This is a genomic window from Alcaligenes phenolicus, assembly GCF_032063905.1.
Classification (GTDB): domain Bacteria; phylum Pseudomonadota; class Gammaproteobacteria; order Burkholderiales; family Burkholderiaceae_B; genus Alcaligenes; species Alcaligenes phenolicus.
This window is the reverse complement of the sequence record NZ_DAMBOE010000004.1, coordinates 230,635-242,356: the sequence shown is the minus strand read 5'-3', so window position 1 is coordinate 242,356 and position 11,722 is coordinate 230,635. Positions and strand designations below refer to the sequence as shown.

At 56.0% G+C, this 11,722-nt stretch carries 13 protein-coding genes; 8 read left to right on the top strand and 5 right to left on the bottom strand.

Annotated elements, in window-relative coordinates:
- Positions 1 to 225 precede the first annotated feature (225 nt).
- Positions 226 to 699: an MFS transporter gene (locus U2949_RS10735; protein WP_026482560.1), complete on the top strand. Its 474-nt coding sequence runs from the start codon at positions 226 to 228 to the stop codon at positions 697 to 699.
- A gap of 17 nt (positions 700 to 716) precedes the next feature.
- Here U2949_RS10735 and U2949_RS10730 read toward each other — a convergent pair whose 3' ends face one another.
- The gene (locus tag U2949_RS10730) at positions 717 to 3,125 is read right to left on the bottom strand and encodes a heavy metal translocating P-type ATPase (RefSeq protein WP_431310824.1); all 2,409 of its coding nucleotides are present in this window, start codon (positions 3,123 to 3,125) and stop codon (positions 717 to 719) included.
- On the opposite strand from U2949_RS10730, the gene U2949_RS10725 reads away from it, so the two are divergent.
- Positions 3,124 to 3,303 carry a hypothetical protein gene (locus U2949_RS10725; protein WP_021446589.1) on the top strand — a complete coding sequence of 60 codons (180 nt, stop codon included), beginning with the start codon at positions 3,124 to 3,126 and terminating at the stop codon, positions 3,301 to 3,303. The genes U2949_RS10730 and U2949_RS10725 overlap by 2 nt on opposite strands.
- 15 nt (positions 3,304 to 3,318) lie before the next feature.
- Here the strand turns inward: U2949_RS10725 and U2949_RS10720 are convergent, their stop codons facing one another.
- Positions 3,319 to 3,636, bottom strand: a complete 318-nt coding sequence (locus U2949_RS10720; protein WP_026482562.1) for a DUF4148 domain-containing protein — start codon at positions 3,634 to 3,636, stop codon at positions 3,319 to 3,321.
- A gap of 139 nt (positions 3,637 to 3,775) precedes the next feature.
- On the opposite strand from U2949_RS10720, the gene U2949_RS10715 reads away from it, so the two are divergent.
- From U2949_RS10715 to U2949_RS10705, 3 genes are all read left to right on the top strand, one after another.
- A complete protein-coding gene (locus tag U2949_RS10715; protein ID WP_026482563.1) occupies positions 3,776 to 4,729 on the top strand; it encodes a LysR family transcriptional regulator in 954 nt (317 codons plus the stop codon).
- A gap of 103 nt (positions 4,730 to 4,832) precedes the next feature.
- On the top strand, positions 4,833 to 5,507 hold the full coding sequence (locus tag U2949_RS10710; protein WP_080655453.1) for an ankyrin repeat domain-containing protein: 675 nt from the start codon (positions 4,833 to 4,835) through the stop codon (positions 5,505 to 5,507).
- A 54-nt stretch (positions 5,508 to 5,561) separates the two neighbouring features.
- A complete protein-coding gene (locus U2949_RS10705) occupies positions 5,562 to 6,779 on the top strand; it encodes a cyanate transporter (protein WP_026482565.1) in 1,218 nt (405 codons plus the stop codon).
- 223 nt (positions 6,780 to 7,002) lie between these two features.
- Here the strand turns inward: U2949_RS10705 and U2949_RS10700 are convergent, their stop codons facing one another.
- Positions 7,003 to 7,341, bottom strand: coding sequence for a c-type cytochrome (locus U2949_RS10700; RefSeq protein ID WP_321287645.1), 339 nt, complete (start codon positions 7,339 to 7,341; stop codon positions 7,003 to 7,005).
- Between the two features lie 251 nt (positions 7,342 to 7,592).
- Between U2949_RS10700 and U2949_RS10695 the strand changes: the two genes are divergently transcribed.
- The 3 genes from U2949_RS10695 (at position 7,593) to U2949_RS10685 (ending at position 8,984) form a co-directional block, all read left to right on the top strand.
- Entirely contained in the window at positions 7,593 to 8,018 is a 426-nt protein-coding gene (locus U2949_RS10695) for a universal stress protein (RefSeq protein ID WP_026482567.1), read from the top strand.
- 176 nt (positions 8,019 to 8,194) lie between these two features.
- Positions 8,195 to 8,575, top strand: coding sequence for a class I SAM-dependent methyltransferase (locus U2949_RS10690; RefSeq protein ID WP_321287642.1), 381 nt, complete (start codon positions 8,195 to 8,197; stop codon positions 8,573 to 8,575).
- Between the two features lie 7 nt (positions 8,576 to 8,582).
- A complete protein-coding gene (locus tag U2949_RS10685) occupies positions 8,583 to 8,984 on the top strand; it encodes a class I SAM-dependent methyltransferase (protein WP_321287640.1) in 402 nt (133 codons plus the stop codon).
- A gap of 4 nt (positions 8,985 to 8,988) precedes the next feature.
- Here U2949_RS10685 and U2949_RS10680 read toward each other — a convergent pair whose 3' ends face one another.
- Positions 8,989 to 10,170: a PQQ-dependent sugar dehydrogenase gene (locus tag U2949_RS10680; RefSeq protein WP_257724036.1), complete on the bottom strand. Its 1,182-nt coding sequence runs from the start codon at positions 10,168 to 10,170 to the stop codon at positions 8,989 to 8,991.
- Positions 10,171 to 10,298: 128 nt separating this feature from the next.
- Positions 10,299 to 11,696 carry a class II fumarate hydratase gene (gene fumC / locus U2949_RS10675; protein WP_026482570.1) on the bottom strand — a complete coding sequence of 466 codons (1,398 nt, stop codon included), beginning with the start codon at positions 11,694 to 11,696 and terminating at the stop codon, positions 10,299 to 10,301.
- Between the last annotated feature and the right edge of the window lie 26 nt (positions 11,697 to 11,722).

The following is an 11,722-nucleotide window of genomic DNA, read 5'->3' as shown; positions in this document are numbered from 1 at the left end:
AATAAAAAGGCTTGCTTTTAAAACAACAGGTTTTAAAGGGCGTCAGTGGCGGTGATCCAGGGGGCGGGGCTGGGTCTGACGCTAGCGGATGAAGAGATTTCTTCCCTGGGGTGAGCCAAGCAAGATGGATTCCTTGCTATCAAGGCTTGAGCCGGAAAATGCACGATACCCATATGCTCGAAATGGTCTGATTTTTAGAATTGGCATAGCCGTGGCTATATTGGTTTGGCCATTGCCCTGGCGGCTGTACCGCTGAACCTGAATGCCGTCTGGATGGGTTTGTTGGGAGCAGCGGCCTTGGCTGGCCTGTTCCTGGGGAGCCTGGTGTCGGGCGTGATTGTGGACCGAGTGGGTCGACGCAAGATTTTTGCATGGGACATGCTGTTTGCCGCCGTGCTCTCGATTGCCCAGTTTTTTGTCACCGAAGCCTGGCAAATGCTCTTGTTGCGCTTTGCGCTGGGGGTGGTGCTGGGCTTTGATTATGTGGTCAGTAAAGCACTGTTGAACGAGCTCTCGCCCGTGCGTTTTCGGGGCCGTTTGTTGAGCATCATGGCCATTGCCTGGGTGGCTGGTTATGCCTGCTCCTATGCGGCCGGATTTTTGCTGCGTGATCTGGGCCCCGATGCCTGGCGCTATATGTTTTCAGCGAGCTTGGCGCATGAAGGAGAGGACTGGAGAAAAATAAGGCCGTGCTTATGATAAGCACGGCCCTGATTTTAGCTCAGCTTCACCCGACGCAAACGCAAGGCATTGCTGACCACAAAGACGCTGGACAAGGCCATGGCGCCTGCGGCAAACATGGGCGAGAGCAAGGTGCCGTTAAAGGGATACAGCACGCCGGCCGCTACCGGAATCAGTGCCACGTTGTAGGCAAAGGCCCAGAACAGGTTTTGACGGATATTGCGCATGGTGGCGTGGGACAAGGCAATCGCGGTGACTACGCCTTGCATATCGCCCGACATCAGGACCACATCGGCGGCTTCAATGGCGATGTCCGTCCCGGTGCCAATCGCAATCCCCACGTCAGCGACGGCCAGAGCGGGGGCGTCGTTAATGCCATCACCGACATAGGCCAGATGCTGATGGCTGTCGCGCAAGGCCTGGACCGCTTGTACCTTGCCTTCAGGCATGACTTCTGCCACCACTTCGTCAATGTTCAGACGGCGGGCAATGGCATTGGCCGTGTGGCGGTTATCACCAGTAATCATGACGACCTTGATGCCACGGGCGTGCAGTTGCTCGATGGCCTGCGGGGTGGTTTCTTTGATGGGGTCAGCTACGGCCAGCAAGGCAATCACTTGCTTGTTACGGGCGGCGTACATGGGGGTTTTGCCGTCCTGGGCCAGGGTCTGGGCTTGCTCGGTAAAGGCAGACAGGTCTGCGCCTAGCTGTGTCATCAAGCGGTCTGCGCCCACATGCCATTGGTCGGCACCAATCTGGGCGGTGACGCCCAAGCCTGTCAGGGATTCAAATTGCTCGGCTTTAGGCAGCGTGATTTGCTTGTCCTTGGCGGCGCTGACGATGGCTTGGGCAATCGGGTGCTCGGAGTAGTTTTCCAGAGCGGCAATGGCAGCCAAAGCCTGATCCTGGTTTTCCCCGGGAGCGCAGACAAAGTCGGTCAGTTCGGGCGCGCCTTTGGTCAGGGTGCCGGTTTTATCCACGGCAACGACTTTCACATCGCGCAGTGCTTGCAGAGAGTCCCCTTTACGGAACAGAACGCCAGCCTGTGCGGCTCGGCCCGTTCCCACCATGATGGAGGTCGGTGTGGCCAGGCCCATGGCGCAGGGGCAAGCAATAATCAGCACAGCGACGGCATTGACCAGTGCAAAGCTCAATGCGGGCGATGGGCCAAAAATCAGCCAGACAATGGCGGTCAAGACAGCCAGTGTCATGACGGCGGGTACAAACCACAGCGTGATTTTGTCGACCACGGCTTGAATAGGCAGCTTGGAGCCTTGGGCCTGCTCAACCATGGAAACAATATTGGCCAGTACGGTGTCCTGCCCCACGGCGGTAGCCTCAAATTCCAGCGAACCTTTTTGGTTCACCGTGCCGCCAATGACTTTATCACCCTGGGATTTGGACACCGCAATGGATTCGCCCGTCACCATGGATTCATCCACATAGCTCTGACCGGCAAGAACATCGCCATCAACCGGGATACGCTCGCCGGGGCGAACCAGCACGACATCGCCCGTATGCAGATCTGCTAAAGGCAGCTCGATTTCCTGACCGTCGCGGCGTACACGAGCGGTAGGTGGCTGCAGGCTGAGCAGGCGTTGAATGGCTTCAGACGTGCGACCTTTGGCGCGCGCTTCCATGACACGGCCCAGCAAAATCAGGGCGACGATGACAGCGGCCGCTTCAAAGTACACATAGACGGATTCGGAAGGCAGCCATTGTGGTGCAAAGGTAGCCACCAGCGAGAAGCTGTAAGCTGCCAGGGTGCCCACAGCGACCAGCGAGTTCATGTCGGGCCCACCACGCAAGAGAACAGGAATCCCTTTGGTGTAGAACTCGCGGCCTGGGAACAGCAAGACCAGCGTGGTCAGTACAAACTGAATCAGCCAGCTGTTTTGTGTACCTATGGTGCTGGCTACCCAATGATGGAAAGCAGGCACCATATGGCCGCCCATTTCCAGAATGAAAACGGGCAAGGCCAGCACCGTCGCCAGCCAGAAACGCTTGCGCAGCGTTTCGTAGGTTTGCTCGGCACGCTCGAACTGGTCATTTGTGACAGCCGCCTCGGCAAGGCTGGCGGGATAGCCGGCTTTGCTTACCGCCTGAATCAGCTCAGGAGCTTTCACACCCTGCGCTACTTGCACATGGGCTTTGGCGGTTGCCAGATTGACCGAGGCTTTTTGTACGCCCGGCACTTTCAGCAAGGCCTTTTCAACCCGGCCCACGCAGGAGGCGCAGGTCATGTCCTGCACGTCCAGCACAATGTCTTGCTGGGAAATTTTGTAACCACCCTTTTCCACTGCCTGCATAATGGCGTCGACCGGGGCGGCACCCTCAAATTCCACGGTGGCCTTGTTGGTGGCCAGATTGACCTGGGCCGACTGCACACCGGGGACTTTGCCAATAATTTTTTCAACCCGACTGACGCAGGAAGCACATGTCATGCCTTCCACATCTAAAGTCAGGCGTGAGCCCTTGTTTGAAGCGCTGCTTGTCATCGAAATCACCCTTCAATGGATCGTCAATGAAGCCACTTTAGGGCTTGACCCGATGGGAAGGTCAACAGCTGATAAAAAAAACGCCTCCGAAGAGGCGTTTCAAGGGGGAACTACGACTAATTAGGGATCAATCAGCAGCTTAGTAAGCAACAAAGGTGCCGTTGTTGTTGTTCCAGTCTTTGGCTTCTGCTGCAACCTGATCACGGCTCAGCTCGGAGCGGGTATCGATACGTGGGTAGTCGCCCATGGAACCCGTGCTAATGTAGCCTTGCTCTTGAGCAGCAGCCAGTTCCTGAACCACTTGCTGACGGCTCAAAGGAGCGTCGGTCGATTCAATTGCTGGGTAGTTCAGGTTTTCGCCGGTAGCGACATTGTTGGTGGCTGCCATGGCAGTGCCGCTCAAAGCGGTAGCACCAAGAATCAGGCTGGCGATAGTTGCGCGTGCGATGTTTTTCATTATTTACTCCAAATCTACGGTGTGTTTTTCGGTGGTTCGCTGTTGTGTTCAGCGAATCGTTAGATGGAGTATGAGCCTTTCTAAGCCTAGTAAAAACCCTTAATATTGCAAACGTATTTCCATTCATGGAACAATTCAAATGAGTACCATTATCGCCGGGCCCCTGCTCAACGACATCGCGATCTTCGTGGAAGTGGCTCGTGCCCGCCACTTTAGCCGTGCTGCCCAAGCCCTGGGAATGCCGGTTTCCACCGTGTCACGCCGTATCCGCGAACTGGAAAAAGAAGTGGGTGTGGCCCTGCTCAAACGCAGCACGCGCAATGTTGATGTGACCGACGCGGGACAAGTGTATTTCGAGCGCTGCCTGGCTGTCGTCGAACAGGCTCGTCTGGCTCATGAACAATTGCTGGATGTGGCTCAGACCCCCAAAGGACGTTTGCGGGTTTCCATGCCTGCCAGTTTCAGCATTGTGCTGATGCCCGCCATTATCCGGGGCTTTAATCAACAGTATCCGGATATTGAGCTGGAGTTTGACCTGACCATACGGCCTATTGATTTGCAGGCCGACAACTACGATTGCGTCATCCGTGTGGGTGCCCAGCCTGACTCCAGCGCGGTGGCCACCATGTTAGGACAGATTCGTCTGGGGCTGTATGCCACCCGCAACTATCTGGACCGCAAGGGGCGACCCAAGCATCCTTCTGAACTGGCAGGTCATACTTGTATTTGTGCCCGCCCCGCCAGCTCGGATCGAGTCTGGTCCTTGCGTGGTCCGAATCAGGAGCGCTATGACGCGATTGTGGAAGGTTCCATTACCGTCAATAACGCCATCATGATGCGCAAACTGGCCGTGCATGACCTGGGTATTACCGCCTCTTCCTTGCTGGAGCGAAAATTGGATCCGGATTGCGCACACCTGGAGCGTGTCTTGCCGGATTGGGAGTTTGCGCCCTTCCCTATTCTGGCTTTGCTCCCCTCGCGTCTGATGCCACAAAAGACGCGCGTGTTCCTTAATTATCTGCGTAGCGAGCTGGATAGATTGATGTCTCAACCCGAACTGGATGTAGCCGCAGCCGGTCAAGCTTATCCGTAAGAAAATAAGCAGTATGCTTATGAATCGGTGTTGCCCAAGGCCTATCTATGCTATTTATAAACGTTTGGTCCTGTGGGGCCAATGCCATGACGGAGGGAAGCGCATGAAAGTAGGACTGCAAAGCTTGCTGGCTGGAATGGTGATGAGCTTGGCCTTGGGGAGTGGCAGTGTGTGGTCACAAACAGTATTGCTGGAAGCGGTAGAGCAAGGCGATAGCGCCAAAGTGCGCGAGATTCTTTCAGAAAAGCGGGCTCGCGCCAGCGTCAGTGTCAGCGACGATCAAGGGCAAAGCCCCTTGTTACGTGCAACGTGGTTGAACCATATTGATATTGCCCGCCAGTTGATACGCGCCGGTGCGGATGTAAATCAGGCCGACTCCATTCACGACAGTCCTTATTTGGTTGCGGGTGCACAAGGTCGTCTGGAAATCCTGCGCATGACTCTGGAAAACGGAGCCGATCTGCGTAGCGTGAACCGTTATGGTGGTACGGCGCTGATTCCAGCGGCTGAGCACGGTTATGTCGATGTCGTGCGCCTTTTACTGGCGGCGGGGGTTGACCCTAACCATGTGAATTACTTGGGCTGGACTGCCTTGCATGAGGCGATTGTGCTCTCTGATGGCGGGCCGGCACACCAGGAAGTGCTGCGTTTGCTGATCAAGGCCGGAGCGGATGTGAACCTGCCGGATCGTCAGGGAGTGCGGCCCTTGAGCCTGGCTCGCCAGCGTAGCCAGACTGAGATGGCCGAGATTCTGGAACAGGCTGGCGCGAATCCTTGAACGTCGCCGACTCGGCGGCTGCATTTTTCTTCTAATCACAACAATAACGATTTTATGTCTTCTACTCAGACTGCCCCGTCGTCGACGGGTGTTCAAGCCAGCCCAGCTTTGTGGCTGGCTTTCGTCATTCTGGTCGGCTTGAACCTGCGCCCTTTTCTGACCTCCAGCGGCACCTTGGCACGACAGGTGGCCCAAGGTTTGAACATGCCCCTGAGCAGCCTGGCCTGGCTGACTTTGCTGCCCATGATGGTGATGGGACTGGGCGCTTTCTGCATGCCCTCCTTGCGGCGCGTTCTGGCACTGCGCCATGTGCTGATTACTTCCCTTCTCTTGCTGTGCCTGGGCTGTGTGCTGCGCTGGTTTGTGCCTAATGGGGCCAGTCTGATTGCAACAGCGCTGATCTGTGGTTTGGGCGTGTCCTTGCTGCAAGCGGGGATGCCCGGTTTGATCAAGGAACAGTTTCCGCGCCATATCGCTCAGGTCACCGGAGTTTACTCCGCGACCTTGATGGGTGGGGGGGCTTTGGGTGCGCAGATTACGCCGTGGGTCAGCTCCTTGACGGATAGCTGGCGTATCGCTCTGGCTTTCTGGGCCTTGCCGATCAGCGTAGCCTTGTGGATTGCCTGGAAAGTGGTGCCGCGTGAAGCTCCGGGTGCGAATTTGTCTCCCCCGTCCCTGTCCTTGCTGGCTCGCCCTCGCACTTGGACCTTGATTGTGTGTTTTGGCCTGATCAATGGCGGCTATGCCTCTTTGGTGACCTGGCTGGCGACGTTCTATCAAGACCGGGGCTGGACGGCTGAAGCCAGCGGTAGCCTGGTGGCGGTCCTGTCGGTGGCACAAGCCATTGCCGCCTTTGGCCTGCCTACCTTGGCGGCCAAGAATAAAGATCGCCGCATGTGGGTATGGCTGGCGTTGGCGTGTCAGGTCGTGGGCTTCCTGGCCTTTGCCTATATTCCCGATATGGCCCCCTATCTCTGGGCGATTATTATCGGCATCGGCTTGGGGGGCTGCTTTTCCTTGCTGCTGTTGGTGGCTCTGGACCACTTTCCGGATGCAGCCCGTGCCGGGACCTTGAGTGCCTTGATGCAAGGCGGTGGCTTTCCGATTGCCGCCCTCTTTCCCATGATCAGCGTGCAGTTGCGTGAAATGAGCAATGGCTTTCAGGCAGGCTGGATGTTGCATGCGGCCATGGCGGTTCTGGTTGCGATTATGGCCTGGAGCTTCCAGCCATTGCAGTACGCTAAAAAGATGAGGCGGGATGACAGTCTTTAAGTTGATCTGATGCTGTAGAAAAAAGCCTGGCTGTTGATGCACCCAGGCTTTTTTATTGCCATGGGATTTCCTAGCTTGGTCGTTGACCCACCAGACACGCATGTCTCCACACATCAAAATGATGGTCGCCGGATTACATGGAAAACCACAGCCCTGGGCAGATGAACAGGCAAGAAAAACGGCCATCCCTGGATGACCGTTTCCCATTGTGTAAACACACTGCTTACTCTTTTGGCGCACCCGCCATGATCCAATCCACCACCGCCTTGATGTCGGCATCAGAAATGGCTGCATTCGCAGGCATGGGCAGCGGTCCATAGACGCCCTTGCTGCCTTGACGGATATGCTGGGCAATGACTTCATCGTTGGCTGGATCGTCCTTGCGCATGTTGGCTATGTCCTTATAGGCGGGACCGACCACTTTTCTGTCTACGGTATGGCAGGACAAACAAGCATTTCTGGTCAGCACATCCTTGACCGAGTCAAAGCTGGCCTCGGCCGCCTGGGCGCTGAAACCGGCACTGAACAGGGCCGTACAGACCAGTATCTGCTTCAAGCTCATGAGGGATATCTCCTAAGAAAAACGGGCTCAAGGAATGATGGGACGAAGGGATGTGGCGCTTGTTTTTTTTCCGCATATAAACGGGGTGATGTGGCATCCACACCGAGATCATACGGTTATGATAGAACAGTCTTTAGCAAATAGCGGTGGGCCTTGATACTGATCAAGCTGGTCTGCGCGCTTATTCTGTAATGTCCTAGTAGAAGTTATTGCTTCATACTTAAACAGTTCACACACTACAAGAGGTCTTCATGCTTAATGTTCTCGTTCCTGTCGATGGGTCTGATGCTTCCACTCGTGCTTTGAAAACCGCCGTGGACATCCTAACGGGCAAACCAGAAGCCACTTTGCACGTGCTGGCTGTTCCTACTCCGATCGTGTCGGGTAACGTCAAACGCTTTTTCTCGGAAGATGTGCTGCAGGCTTACTACCAGGACGAAGGCAGCAATGCGCTCCTGCCTGCCCGTTCCGTGCTGGCCGGTTCTCCCCTGAAAATCAAGGAAAGCATTATTGCCGGTAACGCCGCCCAAACGATTAAAGACTATGTAGAGAAGAACCAGATCGATCACATTGTTATGGGTACGCGCGGCCTGAGCGCCCTGCCCGGCCTGGTTCTGGGTTCGGTCACGACCAAGGTGCTGAGCCTGGTGAATGTGCCAGTAACCTTGATCAAGTAATTGAACTGACTGTTCAGTTTGTGCAGGCCGTCCTTGAGACGGCCTTTTTTATAGTCTTAAACCGAGGATTGGCGTTTTCTTTAGAGCCTGAGGGCATAAGAAAAATCGCCAGTTCGCCACCGGGCAAGATAGGGCTGTGTTTCAATACAGTGATAGTGACTATAAAAGAATTACTTATGTCAGATCCCTCTTTACTCGATCACAATGCCCGCGCCTGGGACAAACAAGCGCAAACAGAAAGCCCCCGGTCCTTACCTGTCAGCAGCGAGCAGGTTGAACAAGCCCGTCGCGGGCAATGGCAAGTGCATTTGCTGCCCTCACCTGTTCCTGCGGATTGGTTAAGTGGTGTTCAAGGCAAATCCGTTCTGTGCCTGGCCAGTGCGGGTGGGCAGCAAGCACCCATTCTGGCCGCTGCCGGTGCCTCGGTAACGGTGTTTGATCTGTCGGCCGGACAACTGGATAAAGACCGTATGGTGGCCGAGCGTGATGGCTTGTCCTTGCAGATCGAACAAGGTGATATGTGCGATTTGTCGCGCTTTGGGCGCCGAGAGTTTTGATCTGATCTTGCACCCGGTCTCTAACCAATACGTGCCTGATATCAGCCTGGTCTGGAAAGAATGCGCTCGTGTTCTGCGTCCGGGTGGGCATTTGCTGTCCAGCTTCTTTAATCCGGCTGTGTTTATTGCAGACCGAGACCCCAGCTACGCTCAGCAAGGCTTGATACGCCCCAAATTCACCGTGCCTTACTCGGATTTGAGCAGCCTGGACACCGAAGCACGGCACGCCAAGCAGGCACGCATGGAGCCTTTGATTTTTGGGCACTCCTTGGCCCAGCAGATTGGCGGGCAGCTGGAAGCGGGTTTGTATCTGGTCGATTACATCGAAGAAATGCACCCCGCCCCACGCTTTGAGATCGAGAAATACCTGCCCAGTTTTATTGCGACGCGCAGTCGCAAACCCGTTTAAAGGTTCAGGACTTGGGCTGAATGCGCAGTAGCTGGCCGTTGCTTTCGTCGGTCAGCACATAAACATCGCCATCCGGCCCGACACGCACATCTCGGATACGCTGCTTCAAGTCTTGCAGCAAGCGCTCTTCACCGACGATGTGGCCATCCTCTTCGTCAAACTCCAGACGAATCAAGGCTCGTTCTTTCAAGGCACCTACAAACAGGCTGTGCTGCCAGTCCGGGACGCGTTCGTTGTTATAGAAAGCCATGCCGCTGATGGCGGGCGAGACTGACCAGTAGTGGAAGGGTTCGGTCAACCCCTCAAGCGGTGTGGAGCTGGCGTTGGGAATGGGTTTGCCGTCATAGCCTTGCCCTTCGGTACGCAAAGGCCAGCCATAGTTGGCACCGGCTTGAATCCGGTTCAGTTCATCGCCGCCTTGCGGGCCATGTTCAGCTACCCACAACTCGTTTGTCCAGGGGTTCCAGGCCATGCCTTGCGGGTTACGGTGGCCGTAGCTCCAGATTTCTGCTCGAGCACCACGTTGACTGCGGAAAGGATTGTCGCGCGGCACAATGCCATCCGGGCGAATACGCACAACTTTACCTTGCAGGTGATCTAGTTGTTGAGCCGTGGCTGGCTGATTGTTCTCGCCCAGGGCGATGTACAGGTCTCGTCCACCCGGATCAAAGGCCATGCGCACACCATAGTGCTGTCCGGTGGACAAGGCGGGTTCCTGACGGAAAATCGGGCGGAAGGCGTCGATACGTTTCAGGTCCGACGACAGCACGCCATAACCGACGGTGGTGGCCGAGTTTTGTTTGTCGCGGCGCTCGGCATAAGCCAGATAAATACGGCGGCTACGGAAAAAATCCGGGGCCAGAGCCACATCCAGCAAACCACCCTGGGATTGCGCATGGATTTTAGGCACACCGGCAATCGGTTCGGATAAACCGTTTTCTTGAGTCCAAACACGCAGGCGGCCTGGCCGTTCGGTAATCAGAATGCCGGCATTATTGGGTAAAAATGCCATGGCCCAAGGGTGTTCCAACCCACTGACCAGGGTCTCGACCGAGATAGCCGGCCCGCTGATGGCAGGAACAGGTTCAGATTGTGCCTGGGCCGATACTGAGGCCGTGGCTACGGCCAGACCCAGCACGGTGGCTGCAAATGCAGAGGACAAACTGAAGGTTTTCTTTATACGCATAAGGCAGTGAAAGGCAGATAGGTGGGATGGAACACTCCCCTACTCTTTCATAGGGACAAATGGCTACGCTGTTTACGTATTCGCCCCATTGAAGGGGCGAATACGCTCAAGCACAAGCGAGGCTGAATTTAGCCTGGGTGGGTCATATCCAGTGGCACAATCCACTGATCGTACTGCTCGTTAGTCAGATAGCCGGATTTCAGGGCGGACTCACGCAGGGTCAGACCTTCCTTGTGGGCTGTCTTGGCGATGTAGGCGGCCTTGTCGTAGCCGATGTGACGGTTCAGGGCGGTGACCAGCATCAGGTTCTGGTCCAGATTGTGCTGGATCTTTTCCATGACAGGCTCCAGACCTTGAGCGCAATGCTCGTCAAAGGCCAGGCATGCGTCGCTGATCAGAGCAATGCTTTCCAGCACATTGTGCACCATCACAGGCTTGTAGACGTTCAGCTGGAAATTGCCTTGGCTGCCAGCAAAGCCCACCGCCGCGTCGTTACCGTAGACCTGTACGGCCACCATGGTCAGCGCCTCGCACTGAGTAGGGTTGACCTTGCCGGGCATGATGGAGGAGCCGGGTTCGTTCTCGGGGATTTGCAGCTCGCCAATCCCGCATCGAGGGCCGCTGGCCAGCCAACGCACGTCGTTGGCCATCTTCATCAAGGCACCGGCCAGGGTACGCAGGGAGGCGGACAGGTTCACCAGCGCGTCGTGAGCCGACAGCGCAAAGAACTTGTTTTCAGCCGCCTGGAATGGCAGGCCTGTGATCTTGGCAATATGGGCTGCTGTGCGTTCGCCAAACTGGGGATGGGCGTTCAGACCCGTACCCACGGCGGTGCCGCCAATCGCCAGTTGGTAGATACCGTCCAGAGCCTTGTCCACGGTTTGCAGGCCGAAATCAATCTGCGCCACCCAGGCACCAATTTCCTGGCCCAGCGTGATGGGCGTGGCATCTTGCAAGTGGGTACGGCCGGTTTTCACAATGCTGTTGAATTGTTTGGCTTTGGCGGCCAGGGTGTCGCGCAACTGGCCTACGTCTTTGCGCAGGCGGCGCTGACATTCCAGACCCACGGCAATGTACATGGCGGTGGGGAAGGTATCGTTGGAGGACTGGCCGCGGTTTACGTGATCATTCGGGTGAACAGGCTTTTTGCTGCCTTTCTCGCCACCAGCCAGTTCAATGGCGCGGTTGGAGATCACCTCGTTCACGTTCATATTGCTTTGTGTGCCAGAACCGGTCTGGAACACCACCAGCGGAAACTCGGTATCCCACTGGCCTGCAATCACTTCATCTGCCGCTTTGACAATCAGCTGGGCCAGTTCATCGGGCAACTCGCCCAGTTCCTGGTTGGCCAGGGCTGTGGATTTTTTCAAGATGCCCAGCGACTCGATCATGCTGCGGCCCCACTGGAAGCGGTCACGGCCAATCGGGAAGTTCTGGATCGAGCGCTGTGTCTGCGCGCCCCAATAGTGGTCGGCGGGAACCTCAATGGTTCCCATGGAATCCTGTTCAATACGTGTCGTACTCATCATGGCTCCTGTAAGAATTCGGAAGA

Coding starts and splice junctions, on each gene's coding strand:
- U2949_RS10725 (WP_021446589.1), top strand. CDS start 3,124: ATGCCTTCCACATCTAAAGTCAGGCGTGAGCCCTTGTTTGAAGCGCTG.
- U2949_RS10730 (WP_431310824.1), bottom strand. CDS start 3,125: ATGACATGTGCTTCCTGCGTCAGTCGGGTTGAAAAAATTATTGGCAAA.
- U2949_RS10720 (WP_026482562.1), bottom strand. CDS start 3,636: ATGAAAAACATCGCACGCGCAACTATCGCCAGCCTGATTCTTGGTGCT.
- U2949_RS10715 (WP_026482563.1), top strand. CDS start 3,776: ATGAGTACCATTATCGCCGGGCCCCTGCTCAACGACATCGCGATCTTC.
- U2949_RS10710 (WP_080655453.1), top strand. CDS start 4,833: ATGAAAGTAGGACTGCAAAGCTTGCTGGCTGGAATGGTGATGAGCTTG.
- U2949_RS10705 (WP_026482565.1), top strand. CDS start 5,562: ATGTCTTCTACTCAGACTGCCCCGTCGTCGACGGGTGTTCAAGCCAGC.
- U2949_RS10700 (WP_321287645.1), bottom strand. CDS start 7,341: ATGAGCTTGAAGCAGATACTGGTCTGTACGGCCCTGTTCAGTGCCGGT.
- U2949_RS10695 (WP_026482567.1), top strand. CDS start 7,593: ATGCTTAATGTTCTCGTTCCTGTCGATGGGTCTGATGCTTCCACTCGT.
- U2949_RS10690 (WP_321287642.1), top strand. CDS start 8,195: ATGTCAGATCCCTCTTTACTCGATCACAATGCCCGCGCCTGGGACAAA.
- U2949_RS10680 (WP_257724036.1), bottom strand. CDS start 10,170: ATGCGTATAAAGAAAACCTTCAGTTTGTCCTCTGCATTTGCAGCCACC.
- fumC (WP_026482570.1), bottom strand. CDS start 11,696: ATGAGTACGACACGTATTGAACAGGATTCCATGGGAACCATTGAGGTT.